Genomic DNA, 23,659 nt, shown 5'->3' with positions numbered 1-23,659 from the left:
TCAGCCTTTCGCCGTGCGCTTGGTCTTCTTCGGATCGTCGAACGGAAGCGGCTCGGCGGTCGCGCTGATGGTGCCGCTCTGGTTGCGGATTTCGAGCCTGGTGCCCTGGACGGCACAGTCGACGTCGAGCCGGGCGATGCCCATCGATTTCTTGACCAGCGGCGAATACATGGCGCAGGTCACCACGCCGACCTTTTTGCCGTCGCGATAGACCGGCGCGCCCTCGTCGGCCGGCTCCTTGCCTTCGAGCAGCACGCCGAAGATCTTGAAGCGCTCCTTGCCCTTGAGGCGGTAGTGTTCCTCGGCGCCGCGAAAGCCTGTCTTGCCGGGGCTGACGGTGAAGTCGAGGCCGAGTTCCCACAGCGTGTCGCCGGGGCCTTCATTCTCGAACGGATATTTCTGCGAATTGTCGTAGGGGTAGAACAAGAGGTAGCTCTCGACGCGCAGCATATCGAGCGTGGTGAACCGGCACGGGATGATGCCGGCGCCCTTGCCCTCGTCGAGGATGGTGTCCCAGATCGTGCCGGCATCCTGGCCACGGCAGAAGATCTCGTAGCCGCGTTCGCCGGTGTAGCCGGTGCGCGAGATCATCACCGGAAAGCCGAACAGCCGGGTCTGCATGTGATGGAAATAGGCAAGGTCGCGAATGCCCGGCACATGCTTCGCCAGATAGTCGACGGCTATCGGACCCTGCAGCGAAAGGTCGTGCAGATTGTCGTCGAAGCGCAGCGAGACATCGCGGCCCATGGCGGCGCGCTGCAATTCCTCATGGCCGGTGCCCGAACCGTGCACCACCATCCAGGCGTTCGGGCCGGTGCGGTAGAGAATGCAGTCGTCGGTGAACTTGCCGGCCTCGTTCAGCATGCAGGCATAGGCCGACTTGCCGGGATATATTTTCTCGACATCGCGCGTCGTTGCGAGGTCGATCAGGTGCGAGGCATGCGGCCCGGTGATGTGGACCTTCTTCAGGCCCGACACGTCCATCAGCCCGGCCTTGGTGCGGATGGCGATGTATTCCTCGTCGGCGTCCTTGTCGTAGGTCCAGGCGGTTCCCATACCGCTCCAGTCCTCGAGCTTCGAACCGAGCGCACGATGGCGATCCGCCAAGGTCGAAAATCTCCAGGATGACGTCATGGACTTGCTTCTCCTCAACACGATTGCCGACGTTTCGCCGCTTCAGGGCGTCAGAGCCACGCGGCGGTCCACGCCATATTGACTCAAAACTCCAAAAGCGCGCAATACTAAGATGCAAAAAGTTTTACTGAGAGGCAAGGAACGCAACTGAACGGAGGGGACATGCAATGGAAGGGAATCTCAACGCTCTAACGACCATTTTCACCGAATTCTACTACTGGGTGACCATCGTCATGATGTTCCTCATCCATGTCGGGTTCTGCACCTACGAGGTCGGCGTGTCGCGCCGGCGCAATCACCTGAAGACGCTGATGAAGAACGCGATGGCGATCCCGCTCGTCACGGTTACGTTCTACTTTTTCGGTTGGTGGATCTATTTCGGCTTCCCCAACGGGCCGGGCATCGCGGGCGGACTTGTCACGGCACCTTTCGCTGAAGCATGGAATCCGCTGATGGGCACTCATCTGTCCGGCGTCAGTCCAGGCGAGACGGGAGTAACGCCTGCCGACGCCGCGCTGTGGCATCGCCTCAACGGCGTGTTCTGGGGCGCCTTCCTGCTGTTTTCCATTACGACGGCGTCGATCATCTCGGGTTCGATCATAGAGCGCGCGCGCTCGGGTGCGTTCTGGATCGTCGCGGTGCTGGTCGGCTCGGTCCTGTGGATCCTCGACGCGGCCTGGGGCTGGCATCCGCAAGGCTGGATGGTGAAGCTTTGGGGCTATCATGACGCCTACGCATCGGGCGTCGTGCATGCGATCGCCGGCGGAGCGGCGCTCGCCTTCCTCATCGTGCTGGGACCACGCATCGGCAAGTTCAAGCCCGACGGCACGCCGCGGGACATCCCGCCGCACAATGTGTGGCTGGTCACGATCGGCCTGTTCCTGATCTACACCGGCTTCTGGGGCTTCTATGCCGCATGCAACATCCCGCTGATCAGCCCGGCTACGATTGCCGGCCAGATCACCGGCGAAATCTGGACGGCGACCAACATCTATCTCGCGCCGACGACGCTCTCGGCGATCACCTTCAACTTCCTGATGTCACTGTCGGGCGGCATGATGGCCGGCTACCTCGTCTCGAAAGGTGACCCGTTCTGGACGTTCTCGATGGGGCTTTGCGGCGTCATCTCGGCCTCGGCCGGCAACGACCTCTATCACCCGATCCAGGCGCTGCTGATCGGCGCGATCGTCCCGACCATCTGCTACAGACTGCACTATTTCGTCGAACGCCGCTTCAAGATCGATGATGCGGTGGGCGCCGTTGCCGTGCACGGCTATGGCGGCTTCCTCGGGGTCGTGGTGGCGGGCTTCATGCTGTGGGGACAGCCGTCCTCGCCCTATGAGGGCTTCGCGCACATCAACCCGCTCGGCAATTTCGCGGGCGCGGTGCTGATGTTCGTGCTCGGTTTCGTTCCCACCTTCGTCGTCTGCAAGATCCTCAACGGCATGAACCTCCTGCGCGTACCGGCGAAGGTGGAACTCGAGGGCGTCGACTTTGCCCTCAATCATGCTTTCGAGGCGTCGGTCCGCGACGTGGGAGCAGCCGAAAAGGCCATGATGAAATAGTCAACGGACAAGGAGAATTCGCAATGTCTACCAATGGAATGGAAAGCTGGGCCGTCGATCTCAAGGACGTCGGCGCGATCTACCCGTTTCAGGGCTCCGAGGTCCTGATGGTCATCCTCGGCCTTGTCTTCTGGATCGGCTGGCACATCCTCCAGACGCGCCACGAGAACGCTGAAATCGAGGCCGATATGGCTGCGGATCGCAGCGGAGAGGAAACGAGAGCGGCAATCGACCGCTACTAAAGCGCGTCGCGTCTGAAGGAATTCATGCGATGCGCTTTAGGCTCTTGTTTTCATGCATGTCGTTATCCCAAAACCGCTGCGCACTTTTGGGCGACATGCATTAGACCGGAACACGTCGCCTGGCGCCTCGATTACGCCAGGCGACTTGTTTAGTATGAAAAAAACTTTCATGTGAGTTGAATTTGATCCATGAAGCTGGTAGCACCCAAATCATACCTCACCTCGGGAGCCTGACATGTGCGGAATCGTCGGACTGTTTTTGAAGGACAAGTCGCTTGAGCCCCAGCTCGGCTCGATGCTGTCGCAAATGCTGATCTCGCTCAGCGATCGCGGTCCAGACAGCGCCGGCATCGCCATCTATGGCGCCCCATCCGGCCACGAGGCCAAGATCACCATCCAGTCGGCAAAGCCGGAGCGCGATTTCGTCGGCCTCGACGCCGAACTCGCCAAGGCGATCGGAGCGCCGGTGAGCATCGCGGTGAAATCGACGCACGCTGTGGTCAGGACCACCCACGACAAGATCGATGAAGCGCGCGAGACCATCCGGGCGCTGCGCCCCGACATCCGCATCATGGGCGCCGGCGACGTCGTCGAAATCTACAAGGAAGTCGGCCTGCCCGAAGCGGTCGTCGATCGCTTCGATGTGCGCTCAATGACCGGCACGCACGGCATCGGCCATACCCGCATGGCGACGGAATCGGCGGTGACGACGATGGGCGCACATCCCTTCTCGACCGGCGCCGACCAGTGCCTGGTGCACAATGGCTCGCTGTCCAATCACAACAATGTCCGCCGCGAGCTGATCCGCGAAGGCATGACATTCGAGACCGAGAACGACACCGAGGTCGCGGCCGCCTATCTCTCCTCGCAGATGGCGCACGGCAAGAATCTCGGCGAAGCGCTGGAAGGCACGCTGAGCGACCTCGACGGCTTCTTCACCTTCGTCGTCGGCACCAAGAACGGTTTCGGCGTGGTGCGCGATCCGATCGCCTGCAAGCCCGCCGTCATGGCCGAAACCGACCAGTATGTCGCCTTCGGCTCGGAATATCGCGCGCTCACCAAACTGCCCGGCATAGACAGTGCGAGGGTTTGGGAACCCGAGCCCGCAACCGTCTATTTCTGGGAGCATTGAGCTGATGCCGGCAATCAACGTTTCCAAGGCCCTCGACCAGGGCCATGTCCAGGACCAAGCGTCACGGGCCTTCGACCTGGCCGAGGCGCCGCTGCGCGAGCTCAACCAGGCGCTTCACAATCTGACCCCCGGTTCGAACCAGACCGCCTGGGAAGTGCTCAATCCGAAAGGCAGCCATTCGGTCGCCGTCGGCGTCGACCAGCCGATCACCATCGATGTCCGCGGCAGCGTCGGCTATTATTGCGGCGGCATGAACGACGGCAGCACTATTACCGTGCATGGCTCGGCGGGACCGGGTGTCGGCGAGAACATGATGTCGGGCTCGATAATTGTCAAAGGCGATGCCAGCCAATATGCCGGCGCCACCGGCAGGGGCGGGCTGCTGGTCATCGAAGGCAATGCGTCGTCGCGCTGCGGCATTTCGATGAAGGGCATCGACATCGTCGTCCATGGCAATATCGGCCACATGTCGGCCTTCATGGCGCAGTCCGGCAATCTGGTGGTGCTGGGCGATGCCGGTGACGCGCTCGGCGATTCGATCTACGAGGCGCGGCTGTTCGTGCGCGGCAAGGTCGGCAGCCTTGGCGCCGACTGCATCGCCAAGGAGATGCGGCCCGAGCATCTGGAATTGCTGCAGGGCCTGCTCGACCGCGCCGGGGTGACCGGCGTCAAAGCGGCGGAGTTCAAGCGTTACGGCTCGGCGCGCACGCTCTACAATTTCAACATCGACAACGCCGACGCGTATTGAGGCTCAATGACCTATCGCAACCCGCCGACGACGCCGCGCAAACCCGCGACCTTCGACGACTACACGCTTTCCGAGATCCGCCGCGCCGCGGCGACCGGCATCTATGACATCCGCGGCGGCGGCGCCAAGCGCAAGCTGCCGCATTTCGACGACCTTTTGGTCCTCGGCGCCTCGATCTCGCGCTATCCGCTCGAAGGCTACCGCGAGCGCTGCGACACCGGCGTCGTGCTGGGTTCGCGCCACGCCAAGAAGCCGATCGAGCTGAAAATCCCGATCACCATCGCCGGCATGAGTTTTGGCTCGCTGTCCGGTCCGGCCAAGGAAGCGCTCGGCCGTGGCGCGACGCTGTCGGGCACCTCGACGACCACCGGCGACGGCGGCATGACCGAGGAAGAGCGCGGCCATTCCAAGACGCTGGTCTACCAGTATCTGCCGTCGCGCTACGGCATGAACCCGCGCGATTTGCGGCGGGCGGACGCGATCGAGGTGGTGGTTGGCCAGGGCGCCAAGCCCGGCGGCGGCGGCATGCTGCTTGGCCAGAAGATCTCCGACCGGGTCGCCGAGATGCGCACGCTGCCGAAGGGTATCGACCAACGCTCGGCCTCGCGCCACCCCGACTGGACCGGCCCCGACGATCTCGAGATCAAGATCCTGGAGCTGCGCGAAATCACCGACTGGGAAAAGCCGATCTACGTCAAGGTCGGCGGCGCGCGGCCCTACTACGACACGGCCCTTGCGGTGAAGTCGGGCGCCGATGTCGTCGTGATCGACGGCATGCAGGGCGGCACGGCGGCGACCCAGGAAGTGTTCATCGAGAATGTCGGCCAGCCGACGCTTGCCTGCATCAGGCCGGCGGTGCAGGCGCTGCAGGATCTCGGCATGCACCGCAAGGTGCAGCTGATCATCTCCGGCGGCATCCGCAACGGCGCCGATGTCGCCAAGGCGCTGGCGCTCGGCGTCGACGCCGTGTCGATCGGCACGGCGGCGCTGGTTGCGCTCGGCGACAACGATCCGCGCTGGGAGGCGGACTATAACGAGCTTGGCACGACCGCCGGCGCCTATGACGACTGGCACGAGGGGCGCGACCCGGCCGGCATCACCACGCAGGATCCCGAATTGATGAAGCGGCTCGACCCTATCGCCGCCGGACGGCGATTGGCGAATTACCTGAAAGTGATGACGCTCGAAGCGCAGACGATCGCGCGCGCCTGCGGCAAGAACAGCCTGCACAATCTCGAACCCGAGGATCTCGTCGCGCTCACGATCGAAGCCGCCGCCATGGCCGGCGTGCCGCTGGCCGGCACCAACTGGATACCGGGGAAGAACGGCTTCTAAGACACCAGACCACCCAAAATGCCATAAGCGAGGAACTATAATGGGGAACGATCTCGCCGCCTTCGCCAAAGACAACGGCGTCAAATATTTCATGATTTCCTACACTGACCTGTTCGGTGGGCAGCGTGCCAAGCTGGTGCCGGCGCAAGCCATCGCCGACATGCAGAAGGACGGTGCGGGCTTCGCCGGCTTTGCCACCTGGCTCGACCTGACGCCGGCGCATCCCGACATGCTGGCGGTGCCGGATCCGGATTCGGTCATCCAGTTGCCGTGGAAACCCGACGTCGCCTGGGTTGCCGCCAACTGCGTCATGGACGACAAGGAGGTCGGCCAGGCGCCGCGAAACACGCTGAAGCGGCTGATCACCGAGGCGACCGGCGACGGCATGCATATCAAGACCGGCGTCGAGGCCGAGTTCTTCCTGATCTCGCCGGACGGCAAGGCGATTTCCGACGAATACGACACCGCGTCGAAGCCCTGCTACGACCAGCAGGCGGTGATGCGCCGCTACGACGTCATCGCCGAGATCTGCGACCACATGCTGGCGCTCGGCTGGGGCCCCTATCAGAACGACCATGAGGACGCCAACGGCCAGTTCGAGATGAACTGGGCGTTCGACGATGCGCTGGCGACCGCCGACAAGCATTCCTTCTTCAAGTTCATGGTCAAGTCGGTGGCGGAAAAACATGGCCTGCGCGCGACCTTCATGCCGAAGCCGTTCCCCGGCCTGACCGGCAATGGCTGCCACGCCCACATTTCGGTGTGGGACAAAGACGGCAAGACCAATGTCTTCGCCGACAACGCCATGGAGCTCGGCCTGTCGGCAAAGGGCAGGAATTTTCTCGGCGGCATCATGAAGCATGCTTCCGCGCTTGCGGCGATCACCAACCCGACGGTCAATTCCTACAAGCGCATCAATGCGCCGCGCACCATTTCGGGCGCGACCTGGGCGCCGAACTCGGTGACCTGGACCGGCAACAACCGCACCCATATGGTGCGCGTGCCCGGCCCCGGCCGTTTCGAGCTGCGCCTGCCCGACGGTGCGGCAAACCCCTATCTGCTGCAAGCCGTCATCATCGCAGCCGGCCTCGACGGCATCCGCTCGCAGGCCGAACCCGGCAAGCGCTACGATATCGACATGTACCAGTTCGGACACACGGTCGAGGGCGCGCCGAAGCTGCCGCTCAACCTGCTCGATGCATTGCGCGAGTTCGACAACGACAAATCGCTCAAGGCGGCGCTGGGAGAGGAATTCTCGTCGGCTTATCTAAAGCTCAAGCACCAGGAATGGAATTCCTATGCTTCCCACTTCACCCAGTGGGAGCGCGACCACACGCTGGACATCTAGAGCATCGGACCGAAAAGTGTGAAGCGGTTTTCGGATGAATCCGATGCGTCAAGAAAGGTTCTGCGTGGCGCAAGCGATCTCGGAATGAGTTGATGAAATACTCGATCTTCTCCCTCGCCCGCGCCGCGCTTTCCGGCCACAAGACCTGGCAGCGCACGTGGCGCGACGCCAGCCCGAAGGATCGCTACGACGTGGTGATCGTCGGCGGCGGCGGTCACGGCCTGGCCACCGCATGGTTCCTGGCCAGCGAGTACGGCATCCGGAACGTCGCCGTGCTCGAAAAGGGCTGGATCGGCTCCGGCAATGCCGGCCGCAACACCACCATCATCCGCTCCAATTACGGGCTGCCCGGCAACACCGGCTTCTACGAGCTGTCGATGAAGCTGTGGGAGCGGATGGAGCAGGATCTCAACTACAACACGATGGTCAGCCAGCGCGGCGTCATCAACCTCTACCATTCCGATGCCCAGCGCGACGCCTATGCGCGGCGCGGCAACACGATGCGCATCAACGGCATCGACGCCGAACTTCTCGACCTGGCGGCGGTCCGGAAGATGATGCCGTTCCTGAACTTCGACAATGCACGCTTTCCCGTGCAAGGCGGGCTCTTGCAGCGGCGCGGCGGCACCGCGCGGCACGACGCCGTGGTCTGGGGCTATGCTCATGCGGCAAGCGCGCTCGGCGTCGACATCATCCAGAATTGCGAAGTGTCAGGCTTTGTGCGTGACGCCAACGGCAAGGTGACCGGCGTCGAGACTTCGCGCGGCACAATCGGCGCCGGCAAGGTCGGCATGGCCGTCGCCGGCAGTTCGTCGCGCGTCGCTGCGATGGCGGGACTGCGCCTGCCGATCGAAAGCCATGTGCTGCAGGCCTTCGTCTCCGAGGCGATCAAGCCGCTCATTCCCGGTGTCATGACCTTCGGCGCCGGCCATTTCTATGTCAGCCAGTCCGACAAGGGCGGACTGGTCTTCGGCGGCGACATAGACGGCTACAACTCCTATGCGCAGCGCGGCAACCTGCCTGTCATGGAAGATGTCTGCGAAGGCGGCATGGCGCTGATGCCGATGATCGGCCGCGTGCGCCTTTTGCGCCAGTGGGGCGGCATCATGGACATGTCGATGGACGGTTCGCCGATCATCGACAAGACGCCGGTGGACGGCCTCTATCTCAATGCCGGCTGGTGCTATGGCGGCTTCAAGGCGACGCCGGGCTCCGGCTTTGTCTTTGCCCATCTTCTGGCCCGCGACGAACCGCACAAGGAGGCGGCACGATTCCGCCTCGACCGGTTCCGGCGCGGCGCGATGATCGATGAAAAGGGCGTCGGCGCCCAACCGAACCTGCATTGAAAGCGGTCTAGAAGAGCATGCGTATTGTCTGTCCCTTCTGCGGCGAACGCGAACTCGGCGAGTTCACCTATCTGGGCGACGCCAAGCCGGTGCGCCCGGCGGCCGGCGCATCGCAAGACGAGGTCTTCGACTACGTCTACCTGCGCGACAATGTTGCCGGCGGGACGAGCGAGTACTGGTACCATGGCGGCGGCTGCCGGGCCTGGCTGAAGATCACCCGCAACACGCTGACGCATGAGATTTCCTCGGTCGATCCAGCGGCGGGCGTTGGCGCCGCCAAGGCTGGCGCGTGATGGTCGGCAGCCCGCAGACACACCGGCTGGCAAACGGCGGCCTCATCGACCGTTCTGCGCCGCTGAACTTTAGCTTTGACGGCAAGATCTTTGCCGGCTTCCAGGGCGATACGCTCGCCTCCGCACTGATCGCCAACGGCGTCAAGCTGGTCGGCCGCTCGTTCAAATACCATCGGCCGCGCGGCATCCTGACCGCTGGTTCGGAAGAGCCCAACGCGCTGGTCGAACTGCGCACAGGCGCGCGGCGAGAGCCGAACACCAAGGCAACGACGGCAGAACTTTATGACGGGCTCGAAGCGGCCAGCCAGAACCGCTGGCCGTCGCTGCGCCACGATCTGATGGCGGTGAACCAGCTGTTTGCGCCGATCTTCGTCGCAGGCTTCTACTACAAGACCTTCATGTGGCCGGCGAAATTCTGGGAGGCGATCTACGAGCCGGCGATCCGCCGCGCCGCCGGCCTCGGACGCGCCGCGGGCGTCGCCGATCCCGACCATTACGACAAGGCCTGGGCGCATTGCGACGTGCTGATCGCCGGCTCCGGCCCGGCCGGGCTTGCGGCCGCCCTTGCCGCCGCGCGCGGCGGCGCCCGCGTCATCCTGTGCGAGGAGGATTTTGTCCCCGGCGGCCGGCTGCTCTCGGACGGCGGCACGATCGACGGCGTGCCGGCAGCGGAGTGGATTACGCGCACGCTGGGCGAGCTCGCAGCACTCCCCGATGTCCGCATCATGACCCGCACGACGCTGTTCGGCGTCTATGACGGCGGCACCTATGGCGCGATCGAACGGGTCAACGACCACCTGCCCTCGCCGCCGCAGCACCAGGTGCGCCAGCGGCTGTGGCGGATCGTGGCCAGACGCTCGATCGTTGCCGCCGGCGCCATCGAACGGCCCATCGTCTTTGCCGGCAACGACACGCCCGGGGTGATGATGGCTTCGGCGATGCGGAGCTATGTCGAACGCTACGCGGCGACGCCGGCACGGCGCATCGCGCTGTTCACCAACAATGCGGACGGCTGGCGCACGGTGGAGACCGCGCTGCGTGCCGGATTGCAGATCGCGGCTGTCGTCGATGCGCGTCCGGATGTATCCGCCGCGCATCGCGCGCTGGCGACCAAAGCCGGCTTTCCCGTGCTGAACGGGTCGGTCGCCGGGGTCGAGGGCGGCAAGGACGGCGTCCGGAAAATCGCGGTGTCGCTGACAGGCGGCGCGCGCGCCGAAGTCGAAGCCGACGGGCTTGCCGTTTCCGGTGGCTGGAACCCGGCGGTCGGGCTGACCTCCTATCATCGCGGCCGGCCGAAGTGGCAGGACGATATTTCGGCCTTCGTGCCGGACAGCGCCCCTCCGGGCATGGCGGCCGCGGGTGCCGCCAATGGCGCCTTCGGGCTTGGCGCCTGCCTGAGCCAAGGGTTTGCCGCGGGTGCCGCGGCGGCGCAGAGCGCCGGGCGCGGTGGCAATGCCGGCACGCCGCCGGTCGCCGACGACGAAGCGTTTTCGCTGACCCCGCTCTGGCACGTCGCCGGCAAGGGAAAAGCCTTCGTCGACTATCAGCACGACGTCACCGCTTCGGACATCGAGCTGGCGCAGCGCGAAGGCTTCGAATCGGTCGAGCACCTGAAGCGCTACACGACGCTCGGCATGGCCACAGACCAGGGCAAGACCTCGAACGTCGCCGGTCTCGCCATCATGGCGGCGGTATCAGGCAAATCCATCCCCGAGACCGGTACGACGATCTACCGTCCGCCCTATGTGCCGGTCGCCATCGGCGCCTTCGCCGGCCATCATCGTGACGAGAACTTCCATGCGACAAGGCTGACGCCGTCGCATCACTGGGCAGCCGAGCAGGGCGCCATCTTCGTCGACACCGGCCTGTGGAAGCGCGCGCAATGGTATCCGCGCGCCGGCGAGAAGGACTGGCTGGTTTCGGTCACCCGCGAGGTCAAGGCGGTGCGCTCCGGCGTCGGCTTCTGCGACGTCTCGACGCTCGGCAAGATCGACGTGCACGGCCCGGATGCCGGCACCTTCCTCGACCGCGTCTACATCAACACCTTCTCCAGTCTTGCCGTGGGAAAAGCGCGCTACGGGCTGATGCTGCGCGAGGACGGCATCGTCTATGACGACGGCACCACCTCGCGCCTGGCCGAGGACCATTATTTCCTGACCACCACGACCGCCAAGGCCGGCCCGGTGATGCAGCACCTCGAATTCTGCCGGCAGGTGCTGTTTCCGGAATTCGACGTGCAGCTGACCTCCGTCTCCGACCAGTGGGCGCAATTCTCGGTCGCCGGGCCGAAGGCGCGGGACCTGCTCAGGGAAATCGTCGATCCGGCCGAGGACCTGTCGAACGAGGGGTTTCCGTTCATGGGGGCGCGGGAAGTGGCACTTCGCGGCGGCATCAAGGCACGGCTGTTCCGCATCTCGTTCTCGGGCGAGATGGCGTTCGAGATATCGGTCCCGGCCCGCTACGGCGACGCGCTGGTGCGCAACCTGATGCTGGCCGGCAAACCATTCGGCGTGACGCCCTACGGCACCGAGGCGCTCGGCGTCATGCGCATCGAAAAGGGCCATGTCGCCGGGCCGGAACTGAGCGGCACCACAACAGCCGCCGATCTCGGCCTGGCCAAGATGATGTCGACCAAGAAGGATTTTGTGGGCCGAGTCATGGCCGGACGCGAGGCGCTGGCGGCAGCGGATCGGCAGGTCGTTGTCGGTATCAAGCCGACCGACAAGGCGCGCCGCCTGCGCTCCGGCGCGCATATTATTCCCGGGGGTGAGACACCCGGCCCCGACAACGACCAGGGCTATGTCACCTCGGTCTGCTTCTCGCCGACGCTCGACCAGTGGATCGGGCTCGCGCTTGTCGAGCGCGGCCGCGAGCGCATCGGCGAGATCGTCCACGCGCATGATCCGCTGCGCGGCGAGGACTATGACGTCGAACTGTGCAATCCCGTCTTCTACGATCCGGATGGAGGGCGCCAGCGTGGCTGATTTTTCCTGGGTTTCCCGCAGTCCGCTGGAGCATGTCCTTGTCGGGGGCGCCTATGGCGTGCGTGACGTCGCGCCGGGTATTTCGCTCACGGAAATCCGCAATTTCGACCTGATTCAGATTATGGCGCGGCGCGGCAGATGGGCCGAACTGGCGACCGCCGCCAAGGCCCGGTTCGGCGTGGCGGCCCCGGAGACGCCGAAGGCGGTCCAGGCTGAGGACGCCACGCTGATCTGGTCGGGACCGGACCAATTCCTCGTCCTGTCGAAGGGCGGCAAGCATGCGATGGAGCCGCTCGGCCGGACGTTCGCGGCTTCGGCCTCGCTGTCGGACCAGTCGCATGCGCGCGCCCTGATCGCCATTTCCGGCACGAAAGCGCGCACCATGCTCGCCAAACTGTCTTCGCTCGACCTGCATCCGGCGGCATTCCCCGCCGGCACCGCCGCCGCGACTTCGATCGACCACACCAGCGTCACGCTCTGGCGCGGCAACGACCTGCCGGACGGGCAGGCCGTGTTCAACCTTCTGGCGTTCGCGACCTTCGCCGAAAGCCTGTGGCACACGATGCTGGACGCTGGCGCCGAGTATGGGGTCGAGATCGGCCATTCGGAGGAATTGGCGTAGCATTGCGCGCGCCTTCCCTTCTCCCCCTGGGGGAGAAGGGAAGGCGCGTCCCCACCTTCGCCTTGCCAAACCCGACCCGGCTGCCTATTCTTGCTGCTAAAATAATTTCACGTACAGGCAAACTTGTTTCTTCGGACCCAAGGTCGAGATGAGCCAGTCGCCCTACCCCGCCATAGCTGCCGGACCGCCCCGGCCGAGCCTGATCCTGCGGCCCGGCCAGATCGCACTGCCGGCCGGCATGGAGCGTTATACCGTGCAGGGCAATGGCGCGGTGCTCATCGACGTCGAAGCCGGCGACACCATCACGGTGCGCAATGTCGAAGGCGGCCAGGCCTGCGAACTTTTGGCATGGGACAAGAGCGGCGCGACCGATCCCGGTATTCTCGGCGAGAAATCGAACAGCAACGCCGCCGGCATCAAGGCGCTGCTGGCCGAGGGTGACGACAGCCTCGCCGCGCTGCGCCACGGGCTCGCGCGCCGCCAGGTGCAGCTCGATCAGCCAAAGGCGGTGCGCGTGTTCGGCGGCTCCACCCCGGCCGGCACCGAACAGGGTTTCAGCGCCGTCCGCGACGGCTCGATGATCATCGCCGCCCCCGGCGGGCCGATGCTCGTCGACGGCCACGACACGGCGACGCCGCTCAGCGTCATCGTCCGCCGCGCCACCATCCGCCCGGCGGCGAAATCGCAATTGGGCGATCCGCTGGCCGATCCGGTGCTCGACCTGCGCGTCCGGTCGGCGACGGCGGAATCCTATTTCGTCAAGGCGGGCGACTATCTGCAGATCATCGATGTCGACGGGCGCCAGTGCACCGATTTCCAGTGTTTTTCGGCGCGTAAGCTGGACAAGGGACGCGACCATCCGCTCGACGTGACGACGACCCGCACGCTGATGGGCTCGAGCTATCCGATGCCCGGCCTGCATTCGAAATACTACGACCAGGACATGGAGCCGCTGGTCGAGGTGGTGCAGGATACGTGCGGCCGGCACGATGCCTTCGCGCTCGCCTGCGCCGCCAAATATTACGACGACATCGGCTACCCCGGCCACCCCAACTGCTCGGAGAATTTCAACCGCGCGCTGTCGGACAAGGGCGTGAACCCCCGCGCCGGATGGATGGCGATCAACTTCTTCTTCAACACGGCGATCGACGCGCATGGCGTCATGGTTTCCGACGAGCCATGGTCGCGGCCGGGCGACTATGTGCTGCTGCGGGCGCTCGCCGACATCGTCTGCGTCTCGTCCGCCTGCCCCGACGACACCACGCCGGCCAATGGCTGGAACCTGACCGACATCCATGTGCGGACCTATTCCGGCCAGCACAAATTCTCGCGAGCGATCGCCAGACGCATGACGCCCGATTCGGAACCGAAAATGACCCGCGAGACCGCCTTTCATTCGAGCTTTGCCAAGCACACACGCGATTTCGTCGAGTACAGGGGTTATTGGCTGGCCAACTCCTTCGCCAAGGAAGGCGCCATCGCCGAATACTGGGCCTGCCGGCGGGATGCCGTGATCATGGACCTGTCGCCGCTGCGCAAGTTCGAGGTCACCGGCCCGGATTCGGAGGCGCTGCTGCAATACACGCTGACCCGCGACGTCAAGAAGCTCGGCGTCGGCCAGGTCGTTTATTCCGCCATGTGCTACGAACATGGCGGCATGATCGACGACGGCACGCTGCTCAGGCTCGGCAAGGACAATTTCCGCTGGGTCGGCGGCGACGACCTGTCCGGCGAATGGCTGCGCGAAACGGCGACAAAACTCGGCCTCAACGTGCTGGTGCGCTCATCGACCGACCAGATGCACAATGTCGCCGTGCAAGGGCCGAAGAGCCGCGACATCCTCAAGGAGATCATCTGGACCTCGCCGCTGCAGCCGTCGATCGAGGAGCTCGAATGGTTCCGCTTCGCCGTGGCCCGCATCGGCGGCGGGAACGGCATTCCCGTCGTCGTCTCGCGCACCGGCTATACCGGCGAACTCGGCTACGAGATCTGGTGCCATCCGCGCGACGCCGAAAAGGTGTTCGACGCCATCTGGGAGGCCGGCCAGCCGCACGGCCTGAAGCCGATGGGGCTGCAGGCGCTCGACATGGTGCGCATCGAGGCCGGGCTGATCTTTGCTGCTTACGAGTTTTCCGACCAGACCGATCCGTTCGAGGCGGGCATCGGCTTCACCGTGCCGCTGAAGACCAAGACCGACGATTTCATCGGCCGCGAGGCGCTGATCCGGCGCAAGGAAAACCCGCAGAAGAAACTGGTCGGCCTCGACATCGACGCCAATGTCGCCGTCGGGCACGGCGATTGCGTCCATGTCGGCCGCGCCCAGATCGGCGTCGTTACCTCGGGCATGCGCTCGCCGGTGCTGAACAAGACCATCGCATTGGCCAGGCTCGACGTCACCCATGCCGCCATCGGCACCGAGGTCGAGATCGGCAAGCTCGACGGCCATGCCAAGCGGCTGCCGGCGCGCGTCGTGCCCTTCGCCCATTACGACCCGCAAAAGACCAGACCGCGCTCCTGATAGCCACTTTCAAGAGGCATCGACCGACCTCGGCGACGGGTGTCGGCCGACTGCCGGCGGCTGTTTGACGCGTATGTTACAGACGTGATGTGCGCAGCTTCACAAAAAGCTTGACGTGGAAGCGGGCTGGGTCAATCTTCACTGCTAAGAAAAAAAAACAACTGAGCGGAAACACCCGGGATCGTTCAACGGATGCGTCGGCGACGACGCCACGTGGAATCGCGGCTGTCGCCGATGGGAACATCAAGAATGGGGAATGCATGCATATGAGCACGATAACCACTGTCCTGGAGCAGCCTGCCGAAGGGCAGTTGCAGCGGAACATCAACTGGCGCGGCGCCTTCTGGGTGGCGAGCGGCGTTCCCGCCCTTGTCCTGTTTTCGATCGGCGGCATTGCCGGCACGACCGGAACGCTGGCCTTCCTGATCTGGACCGCGTCCATGGTCATGGGCTTCCTGCAATCCTTCACCTATGCGGAGATCGCCGGCCTGTTCCCGAACAAATCCGGCGGCGCCTCGGTCTACGGCGCCACCGCATGGCTGCGTTACTCCAAGTTCATCGCGCCGCTCTCGGTCTGGTGCAACTGGTTCGCCTGGTCGCCGGTGCTGTCGCTCGGCTGTTCGATCGCCGCCGCCTATATCCTCAACGCACTGGCGCCGGTGCCGCTGTTTAGCGACGCCTCGCCGGAAGTCGCCGCGTATATCGCGGCCCATGCCGGAACCAGTGCCGCCGACGCGATTGCCGCGGTGACGGCGGCCGCCACGCCGGCGATCCGCAACTGGACGCTCTACGGTCACACGCTGGGCCCGGTCTCCTTCACCTTCAACGCCACCTTCTTCATCGGCGCGGTGCTGATGCTGATCATCTTCTCCATCCAGCATCGCGGCATCCTGGGCACGGCCAATGTGCAAAAATATATCGGCCTGTTCGTCATCATCCCGATGCTGATCGTCGGCGTCGTGCCGATCGTCACCGGCCAGATCAACTGGGCGAATTTCTCGCCGCTGGTGCCGCTGGCGGCCGCCTATGCGCCCGAGCCCGGCGCCTGGAACATCGCCGGCTGGACGCTGGTGCTTGGCGGCATGTTCATCGCCGCCTGGTCGACCTACGGCTTCGAGACCGCCGTCTGCTACACCTCCGAGTTCAAGAATCCCGGCACCGACACGTTCAAGGCGATCTTCTATTCCGGCCTGCTGTGCATGCTGCTGTTCATCCTCGTGCCGTTCACCTTCCAGGGCGTGCTCGGCTTGAACGGCATGCTGGCCACCCCGATCGTCGACGGCTCCGGTGTTGCCGATGCCTTGGCCGGCATGGTCGGCGGCGGACAGCTGATCCATAGCCTGCTGGTGATGCTGATGATCCTGGCACTGGTGCTGTGCATCATGACGGCGATGGCGGGTTCTTCGCGCACGCTCTATCAGGGCTCCGTCGATGGCTGGCTGCCGCGCTATCTCAGTCACGTCAACGAGCACGGCGCGCCGACGCGGGCCATGTGGACCGACCTGATCTTCAACCTGATCGTGCTGGCCATCGCCTCGGCCGACGCGACGAGCTTCTTCTTCATCCTCGCCGTGTCGAACTGCGGCTACATCATCTTCAACTTCCTCAACCTCAATGCCGGCTGGATCCACCGCATCGATAACGGCCATATCGCGCGGCCGTGGAAAGCACCGAGCTGGCTGCTCGGCCTCGGCGCCATCTTTGCCTATGTCAACGCGATCTTCATGGGCGCCGGCGCCAAGGTCTGGAACCCGATGGCGCTATGGGCCGGGCTGATCACCGCTGCCCTGATCATCCCGGTGTTCTGCTTCCGGCATTACATCCAGGACGGCGGCAGGTTTCCCGACCATATGCTGGCCGATCTCGGCATGAAGTCGACCGATCTTACGGCCCGCAAGGCGGGAATCCTGCCCTACCTGACACTGATCGCCGGCGTCGTGGTGATGCTGCTGGCCAACTGGCTGTTCGTCATCTGATATCAGCCTCAAGGGATCGAGCGCGCGATGCGCGCTTGCTTCCTGCATATTTTGTTCTTGCTTTGTGCCGGCAATTATGCTAGAAATTCAAATATGGTGCTGATTTGCGCCGACGACCCGCCGCCGAGGCGGGTTTTTTATTTCATGCCAGATCCGGCGTGAGACTCAATCGATCTTGATGAACACGCCCTTGGTGTTGAGGTATTCGTCGAGGTGCTCGGCACCGCCCTCGCGTCCGTAGCCGCTCATCTTGTAGCCGCCGAACGGCACGGCCGGATCGATGGCGTGATAGGTGTTCACCCAGACCGAGCCGGCACGGATTCTTCGCGAGAGCCGGTGCGCCGTGGCGATGTCGCGGGTGAAGACCCCCGCCGCGAGACCATAGGGCGTGTTATTGGCCCGCTCGACCGCCTCGTCGAGCGTATCGAAGGGCAGCGCCGAAATAATCGGCCCGAAGATCTCCTCGCGCGCGATCTTCATGTCGTCCGAAACGCCGGCAAAGACGGTCGGCGCGACGAAATGGCCGGCCGCCAACGCACCCTCCGTCAGGCGTTCGCCGCCGGTGACGAGGGTCGCACCCTGCGCCGTGCCGGCCTCGAGATACGAGGCGACCCGTTGCATTTGCTTCTCCGAGACGAGCGGGCCGATCTCGGTCGCCGGGTCGATGCCGTCGCCGACCCTGAGACCCTTGGCATAGGCTGCCAGCCGCGCGACGAAGTCGTCGTGAATGGAGCGTTCGACGAACAGGCGCGAGCCGGCGATGCAGATCTGGCCGGAATTGGCGAACACCGACATCGCCGCCACCGGCACCGCTCTGTCGAGATCGGCGTCGGCGCAGACGATGACCGGCGACTTGCCGCCAAGCTCCAGCGAGACGCGCTTGAGATTGCCGGCCGAGGCGCGGACGATCGACTGACCGGTCGCCGTCGAGCCGGTGAAGACGATCTTGTCAACGCCCATATGCTCGGCAAGTGCCGCACCTGCCTCGGCGCCGGTGCCGGTCACGACGTTGACGACGCCTTTGGGAACGCCGGCCTCGTTCATGATGTCGGCGATCAGCAACGGCGTCAGCGGCGCCTCTTCCGAAGGTTTCAGCACCACCGTGCAGCCGGTCGCCAGCGCCGGCCCGATCTTCCAGACCGACGCGGCCGTCGGTGCGTTCCACGGGATGATGGCGCCGACGACGCCGACCGGCTCCCTGCGGGTGAAGGAGACGATTTCGCCCGGCAGCGAGTTCTCGATCGTCTCGCCATGCAGGGACGTCGCCATGCCGGCGTAATAGCGCAGCATGCCGATGACGCGGTTGCGGTTGGCCAGGGTGCGCACGATCGGCATGCCCATGTCTGATGTGTCCGAGCGGCTGATCTCTTCCCAGTGTTTTTCGAAGAGGTCGGCGATCCTGAGGAGCAGCACCTGCCGCTCATAGGGCTTGAACCGGCTCCACGGCCCGTCGAAGGCCTTGCGCGCCGCGGCGACCGCCAGCTCGATATCCTGGCGGTCGCCGCGCGGCACCGTGGCGATGACGGTGCCAGTTGCCGGATTGCGGGTCTCCAAGGTCCGGCCCGAGCCGGCGTCGACCCAGGCGCCATCGACGAATATCTGGCGATGGCGCCCGTCGATCGGCTGACGCAGCGCCACCGATGTCTGAGCTATGGTCATGACGTCCTCCTCCAGCGCCTCTGCCGGTGGGTGGATTTAATCCCTGGACGTCACATCTGCCAACAGCTCTATTCGGCGGCAATTCTATTCGGCAGCCAGGGGCAGTCGCGGTCTGTCGTCGTTTTCTGCCAGCTTCGGCTCGGCCGCCTGCTCCGCGTCTCCGGCCTTTTTGCGCTCCCTGCCGAAGAACAAGGCATAGCCTGCCGGGAGGACGAGGATGGTAAGCACCGTGGCGACGAGAATGCCGCCCATCATGGCATAGGCGAGCGGACCCCAGAAGACGCCGCGCGAAATCGGGATCAGCGCCAGGACCGCGGTCAGCGCCGTCAGCATGATCGGCCGGAAGCGGCGGACCGCGGAGCCGATGATGGCCTCCGAGCGCTCCATGCCGGCCGCGATATCCTGGTCGATCTGGTCGACCAGGATGATCGAGTTGCGCATGATGATGCCAAGCAGCGCGATGACGCCGAGGATGGCGACGAAGCCGAATGGTGCGCCGCTGATCAAAAGCGCCGCCGCCGCACCGATGATGCCGAGCGGACCGGTCGCCAGCACCAGCATCGCCTTGCCGAAATGCTGCAGCTGGATCATCAGCAGCACGACGATGACGGCCAGCATGATTGGAGCTTTCGCCGCAATGGAGGCCTGGCTTTCGGCCGAATCCTCGGCGCCGCCCTGGATCTCGATGTTGTAGCCGGGCGCCAGACCGTCGCGCAGGCCCTGCATCTCGCTGTACATCTTCATGACGACGTCGTTCGACTGCACGCCATCCGGCAGCGTGGCGCGCACGCTGATGGTCGGCAGGCGGTCGCGCCGCCATTCGACGCCTTGCTCCAGCACAGGTACGACCTTGGCGACCTGCGACAGCGGCACGAAGCCACCGAAATCCGTCGAGATATAGACGGAGTCGACCGCCGACAGCAGGTGACGGCTCGCCTCCGGTTCCCGGGCGATGATCGAAACGGTCTCCTCGCCGTCGCGGAAATCGTCCAGCGGCTCTCCCGACATGGTCGCCTGCAGCATCTGGCGGATGCGCTGCGACGTGACGCCGAGCGCACGGGCGCGATCCTGGTCGATCACCAGCTTCATCTCCGGCACCGGCTCCAGCCAGTCGTCGTGGACGGCGCCGAGCAGCGGATTTGCCTGGAACTTCGCCTTCACCTCGTCGGCGATGCGGCGCACCTCCTGGCGATCCGGGCCCATGACGCGTAACTGCACCGGCCAGCCCGTGGGCGGACCGAGGAACAGGCGGTCGACCTTGGCGCGGATCGACGGGAAATCCTCGGCCAGAATGGTGCGCAGCTTGACGATCAGCCGCTCGCGGGCCGGTTCGTCGTTGGCCATCACCAGAAGCTGGGCGAAGTTCGGATTGCTCAGCTGCTGGTCGAGCGGCAGGAAGAAGCGCGGCGCGCCCTCGCCGATATAGGTGGCGATGAAGCGCTTGTCGTGATCGTCCATCATCCTGGATTCGAGCGCCTTGGCCTGCGTCTCGACTTCCTTGATGCTGGTGCCTTCCGGCAGCCAGAGGTCGACAAGGATTTCCGGGCGCGACGACTGCGGGAAGAAGTTCTGCGGGATGAATTGGAACGCCCACAGGCTGGTTGCGAAGGTCACCAGCGTCATCACCAGCACGATGATGCGATGGCGTACGGACCAGCCGACGGTGGCGCGAAGCCGGCGGTAGAAGCGCGTGTCGAAGACATCGTGATGGCTGCCGGCATGTTTTCGCTGCTTGAGGATCATGTGACCGAGCCATGGGGTGAAATAGACCGCCACGAACCAGGACACGACCAGCGCGATGCCAACGACGTAGAACAGCGTGCGCACGTATTCACCGGCCGTCGAGGCCGCGAAGCCGACCGGGATGAAGCCGGCGGTGGTGATCAGCGTGCCGGTCAGCATCGGGAAGGCCGTCGAGGTATAAGCGAAGCTCGCCGCCTCGATCTTGACCAATCCCTCCTCGAGCTTGCGCTCCATCATTTCGACGACGATCATCGCGTCGTCGACGAGCAGGCCGAGCGCTATAATCAGCGCGCCGAGCGAAATGCGCTGCAGATCGATGCCGATCTCGTACATGATGGCGAAGGTGGCGGCCAGAACGAGCGGAATGGTGATCGCGATCACCAGGCCCGAACGCCAGCCGATCGTCAGGAACGAGACGACAAGCACGATCAGCAGCGCCTCGCCAAGCGCCTTCATGAACTCGCCCACCGCTTCCCTGACGACTTCCGGCTGGTCGGAAATCTGATCGACCGAAACACCGTAGGGCAGCGCCTCCTCGAAGCGGTGATAGGTCGCCTCGACGTCCTTTCCGACATCGGTAACGTTGAAGCCCTTGGCCATGACGACACCGACCTGGACGCTGTCGTGGCCATTGAAACGGTATTTGCGCTGATAGGGGTCCTCGAGGCCGGAGGTCACGGCGGCGATGTCGCCCAGGCGCGTCACCTGGTTGCCGGCGCGCAGCCGAAGCTCGCGGATGTCGGCCGCTTCCGTCACGTCGCCTTCGACCGAGATGCGCACCGAACGCTGGCCGGTATCGACCGAGCCCGCCGGATCGACATTGTTCTGGCCCCTGATCGCGTTCTGCAGGTCGGTGAGGGTCAGGCCGCGCTGGGCAAGCGCCTTGGATGAAACGTCGATATAGATCTTTTCCGGCTGGTCGCCGATGATCACGGCCTTCTCGACGCCGGGCGTCGTCAGCAGCATGTCGCGCGCCTGGATGGCGAATTTCTTCAGCTCGGGATAGCTGTAGCCGTCGCCGCTGATCGAATGCAAGGTGATGAAAGTGTCGCCGAACTCATCGTTGAAATAGGGTCCAAGCAACCCCTGAGGCAGCTCATTCGAGATATCGCCGACCTTCTTGCGCACCTGGTAGAAGGCGTCGGCGACCTGCTCGGGGTTGGTGTCGCCTTTCACCTGCAAGGTGATGATGGCGCTGCCGGCGCGCGTGTAGGAACGGACGAAATCGAGATGCGGCGTTTCCTGCAGCTTGCGCTCGATCTTGTTGACGACCTGGTCCTCCATCTCCTGGATCGAAGCCCCCGGCCAGACCGCCTGGACGACCATGACGCGGAAGGTGAAATCCGGGTCTTCCTTCTGGCCCATCTGCATCAGGCCGAGCGCACCGCCAAGGATGATCAGGCCGAACAGGAACCGCGCAATGCTCGGATGCCCGATCGCCCAGCGCGAAAGATTGAAGGGCCGCTTTTCATTGGTTTCGGTGGTCATAGCGTCAGTCCATTTGTCTGATCGTCAGCGCACGCACGTGGCATGCCCACGGAACTTCCGATGTTAAAGCCATCGCGTCTGATGAGATCCATGCGACGCGCTTTAGTCTTTGTATTTGTCGTTGTCCCAAAACCGCTGCCACTTCGGTTCAAGACCGAGTGCATGCTTTGGGCGACTGCATTAGGCTTCCGGGCGGCAAGGCTTTCCGAGCGGAAAGACACTCATCGCGGTGGGACGCGGGGATCGATGGCGGGGGTTGCATCGACCTGACGTCTCGACAATCGGGCACCTGCCGCCCGGAAACCATGACCCACTCAACCCGCGGCTTGCGCCGATGCGATGAAAAGCAGGGTTCATTCGCTGGCCGTCAGCGCAGGCGCTTGGCGGCGTCGCCATCATCGTCCGCCGATGCGGACTGTTGCACCGCATCGCCGGTCAGCTTGACCTTCAGGTTCTCGGTCATGAATTGCGTGCCGGCGGCAACGACGACGTCGCCGGATCTCAGTCCCTCGGCAACATGCACGCCGTCGGCGGTGAACTCAGCGACCTTGATTGGACGCGCATGGACGGTCTCGCCGTTGCGGTCCACGGTCCAGACGATCTGCTGGCCATCCTTTTGCGCCAGCGCGCTCAACGGGATCGATACGCTTTGCGGACTGTTGTTGGCCGCCGAAGCTTCAATGGTCGCGGTCATGCCGAGAAGCACGCGCGGATCGTTGGGCAGGCTGACGCGAACGGCAAAGGTGCGCGACTGCTGATCGGCGCTGCCGGCGACTTCGCGAACCTTGCCGTCGAGCGTCAGCGCATCGTCGGACCAGAAGCCCGCCTTGACGTCCTTGCCCGGCTTGAACTGGGCTATATCCATTTCCGGAACGGCGATCAGCACTTCCTTTTCGCCATCGACGGCTACGGTCACAACCGGCGTGCCGGAGCCGACCACCTGACCGACGTCGGCGGCGACTGATGTGACGATGCCGTTCCTGTCCGCCTTGAGGTCGGTGTAGAGGACCTGGTTTTTCGCCTGGTCAAGCGATGAGCGGGCGGAATTCCGGGTGGCGACGGCCTGATCGTAACTGAGCGTCGCCTGTTCGAGCTGCGATTTCGACGCGAAGTGCTTGGCAAACAACTGTTCGGCGCGACGGCGGGCAAGGTCTGTTGTCTCGACCTGCCGCTCGGCGGCCTCGAGTGCCGCCTCGGCGCTGTTGACCGAAAGGTCGTAGTCGGCGGGATCGATGCGGGCAAGAACATCGCCCGGTTTTACGCGTTGGCCGATATCGACAAGGCGCTCGGTGATCTTGCCGTTGATGCGGAATCCAAGATTCATCTCGGTGCGGGCGCGCACTGATCCGGAATAGGAAAGCTGACGGGTGTCGTTCGCCTTGGCGATCTCGACCACCTTGACCGGCCGGATGATGTCCTTGACTTCCACTTTTTCTTGCGAACAGCCGGCGAGCCCGAGCGCCGCGACGACGACCAGAGCCGGACCAACGACCGTGCTCATGATGGATTTGGACAAAGACACTTGT

16 protein-coding genes are annotated in these 23,659 nt (G+C 64.2%); 12 read left to right on the top strand and 4 right to left on the bottom strand.

What is annotated here, in order from left to right:
- The gene (locus tag EJ066_RS15705) at window positions 1–1,134 is read right to left on the bottom strand and encodes an aminomethyltransferase family protein (RefSeq protein WP_126039348.1); all 1,134 of its coding nucleotides are present in this window, start codon (window positions 1,132–1,134) and stop codon (window positions 1–3) included.
- Window positions 1,135–1,301: 167 nt separating this feature from the next.
- Between EJ066_RS15705 and EJ066_RS15700 the strand changes: the two genes are divergently transcribed.
- From EJ066_RS15700 to EJ066_RS15645, 12 genes are all read left to right on the top strand, one after another.
- Window positions 1,302–2,699 (top strand): ammonium transporter, encoded by a 1,398-nt coding sequence (locus EJ066_RS15700; RefSeq protein WP_126039346.1) that lies wholly within the window; start codon window positions 1,302–1,304, stop codon window positions 2,697–2,699.
- Between the two features lie 23 nt (window positions 2,700–2,722).
- Complete coding sequence (locus EJ066_RS15695; protein WP_126039344.1) at window positions 2,723–2,941, top strand: hypothetical protein; 219 nt, start codon at window positions 2,723–2,725, stop codon at window positions 2,939–2,941.
- 235 nt (window positions 2,942–3,176) lie between these two features.
- Window positions 3,177–4,073 carry a glutamine amidotransferase family protein gene (locus EJ066_RS15690; RefSeq protein ID WP_126039341.1) on the top strand — a complete coding sequence of 299 codons (897 nt, stop codon included), beginning with the start codon at window positions 3,177–3,179 and terminating at the stop codon, window positions 4,071–4,073.
- A gap of 4 nt (window positions 4,074–4,077) precedes the next feature.
- Window positions 4,078–4,821 (top strand): GXGXG domain-containing protein, encoded by a 744-nt coding sequence (locus tag EJ066_RS15685; RefSeq protein ID WP_126039337.1) that lies wholly within the window; start codon window positions 4,078–4,080, stop codon window positions 4,819–4,821.
- A 6-nt stretch (window positions 4,822–4,827) separates the two neighbouring features.
- The gene (locus EJ066_RS15680) at window positions 4,828–6,156 is read left to right on the top strand and encodes an FMN-binding glutamate synthase family protein (RefSeq protein ID WP_126039334.1); all 1,329 of its coding nucleotides are present in this window, start codon (window positions 4,828–4,830) and stop codon (window positions 6,154–6,156) included.
- Window positions 6,157–6,196: 40 nt separating this feature from the next.
- Entirely contained in the window at window positions 6,197–7,504 is a 1,308-nt protein-coding gene (gene glnT, locus EJ066_RS15675) for a type III glutamate--ammonia ligase (RefSeq protein WP_126039329.1), read from the top strand.
- Window positions 7,505–7,596: 92 nt separating this feature from the next.
- Complete coding sequence (locus EJ066_RS15670) at window positions 7,597–8,850, top strand: sarcosine oxidase subunit beta family protein (RefSeq protein WP_126039324.1); 1,254 nt, start codon at window positions 7,597–7,599, stop codon at window positions 8,848–8,850.
- Window positions 8,851–8,867: 17 nt separating this feature from the next.
- Complete coding sequence (locus EJ066_RS15665; RefSeq protein WP_126039320.1) at window positions 8,868–9,143, top strand: sarcosine oxidase subunit delta; 276 nt, start codon at window positions 8,868–8,870, stop codon at window positions 9,141–9,143.
- Window positions 9,143–12,127, top strand: coding sequence for a sarcosine oxidase subunit alpha (locus EJ066_RS15660; RefSeq protein WP_126043903.1), 2,985 nt, complete (start codon window positions 9,143–9,145; stop codon window positions 12,125–12,127). Before EJ066_RS15665 ends, EJ066_RS15660 begins: the two co-directional genes overlap by 1 nt.
- Window positions 12,120–12,749, top strand: coding sequence for a sarcosine oxidase subunit gamma family protein (locus EJ066_RS15655; protein WP_126039317.1), 630 nt, complete (start codon window positions 12,120–12,122; stop codon window positions 12,747–12,749). Before EJ066_RS15660 ends, EJ066_RS15655 begins: the two co-directional genes overlap by 8 nt.
- A 148-nt stretch (window positions 12,750–12,897) precedes the next feature.
- Entirely contained in the window at window positions 12,898–15,267 is a 2,370-nt protein-coding gene (locus EJ066_RS15650; RefSeq protein ID WP_126039314.1) for an aminomethyltransferase family protein, read from the top strand.
- A gap of 266 nt (window positions 15,268–15,533) precedes the next feature.
- Window positions 15,534–17,243 (top strand): APC family permease, encoded by a 1,710-nt coding sequence (locus EJ066_RS15645; protein ID WP_126039311.1) that lies wholly within the window; start codon window positions 15,534–15,536, stop codon window positions 17,241–17,243.
- 165 nt (window positions 17,244–17,408) lie between these two features.
- On the opposite strand, the gene EJ066_RS15640 is transcribed toward EJ066_RS15645, so the two are convergent.
- The 3 genes from EJ066_RS15640 to EJ066_RS15630 form a co-directional block, all read right to left on the bottom strand.
- Window positions 17,409–18,902, bottom strand: coding sequence for an aldehyde dehydrogenase family protein (locus EJ066_RS15640; protein ID WP_126039308.1), 1,494 nt, complete (start codon window positions 18,900–18,902; stop codon window positions 17,409–17,411).
- A gap of 84 nt (window positions 18,903–18,986) precedes the next feature.
- Window positions 18,987–22,133 carry an efflux RND transporter permease subunit gene (locus EJ066_RS15635; protein WP_126039305.1) on the bottom strand — a complete coding sequence of 1,049 codons (3,147 nt, stop codon included), beginning with the start codon at window positions 22,131–22,133 and terminating at the stop codon, window positions 18,987–18,989.
- A 367-nt stretch (window positions 22,134–22,500) separates the two neighbouring features.
- Window positions 22,501–23,634 carry an efflux RND transporter periplasmic adaptor subunit gene (locus EJ066_RS15630; protein ID WP_245454898.1) on the bottom strand — a complete coding sequence of 378 codons (1,134 nt, stop codon included), beginning with the start codon at window positions 23,632–23,634 and terminating at the stop codon, window positions 22,501–22,503.
- Window positions 23,635–23,659 lie beyond the last annotated feature (25 nt).

Origin of the sequence: Mesorhizobium sp. M9A.F.Ca.ET.002.03.1.2, assembly GCF_003952365.1 — a bacterium.
In the GTDB taxonomy this organism is placed as follows: domain Bacteria; phylum Pseudomonadota; class Alphaproteobacteria; order Rhizobiales; family Rhizobiaceae; genus Mesorhizobium.
Note: the sequence above shows the minus strand (reverse complement) of the source record. Positions and strands in the feature narration are given on the sequence as shown.

Bases quoted from the DNA above. Each gene is read 5' to 3' on its own strand.
- EJ066_RS15630 (WP_245454898.1), bottom strand. From the start codon at position 23,634: ATGAGCACGGTCGTTGGTCCGGCTCTGGTCGTCGTCGCGGCGCTCGGG.
- EJ066_RS15665 (WP_126039320.1), top strand. From the start codon at position 8,868: ATGCGTATTGTCTGTCCCTTCTGCGGCGAACGCGAACTCGGCGAGTTC.
- EJ066_RS15680 (WP_126039334.1), top strand. From the start codon at position 4,828: ATGACCTATCGCAACCCGCCGACGACGCCGCGCAAACCCGCGACCTTC.
- glnT (WP_126039329.1), top strand. From the start codon at position 6,197: ATGGGGAACGATCTCGCCGCCTTCGCCAAAGACAACGGCGTCAAATAT.
- EJ066_RS15705 (WP_126039348.1), bottom strand. From the start codon at position 1,134: ATGACGTCATCCTGGAGATTTTCGACCTTGGCGGATCGCCATCGTGCG.
- EJ066_RS15645 (WP_126039311.1), top strand. From the start codon at position 15,534: ATGAGCACGATAACCACTGTCCTGGAGCAGCCTGCCGAAGGGCAGTTG.
- EJ066_RS15650 (WP_126039314.1), top strand. From the start codon at position 12,898: ATGAGCCAGTCGCCCTACCCCGCCATAGCTGCCGGACCGCCCCGGCCG.
- EJ066_RS15640 (WP_126039308.1), bottom strand. From the start codon at position 18,902: ATGACCATAGCTCAGACATCGGTGGCGCTGCGTCAGCCGATCGACGGG.
- EJ066_RS15690 (WP_126039341.1), top strand. From the start codon at position 3,177: ATGTGCGGAATCGTCGGACTGTTTTTGAAGGACAAGTCGCTTGAGCCC.
- EJ066_RS15700 (WP_126039346.1), top strand. From the start codon at position 1,302: ATGGAAGGGAATCTCAACGCTCTAACGACCATTTTCACCGAATTCTAC.
- EJ066_RS15670 (WP_126039324.1), top strand. From the start codon at position 7,597: ATGAAATACTCGATCTTCTCCCTCGCCCGCGCCGCGCTTTCCGGCCAC.
- EJ066_RS15685 (WP_126039337.1), top strand. From the start codon at position 4,078: ATGCCGGCAATCAACGTTTCCAAGGCCCTCGACCAGGGCCATGTCCAG.
- EJ066_RS15695 (WP_126039344.1), top strand. From the start codon at position 2,723: ATGTCTACCAATGGAATGGAAAGCTGGGCCGTCGATCTCAAGGACGTC.
- EJ066_RS15660 (WP_126043903.1), top strand. From the start codon at position 9,143: ATGGTCGGCAGCCCGCAGACACACCGGCTGGCAAACGGCGGCCTCATC.
- EJ066_RS15635 (WP_126039305.1), bottom strand. From the start codon at position 22,133: ATGACCACCGAAACCAATGAAAAGCGGCCCTTCAATCTTTCGCGCTGG.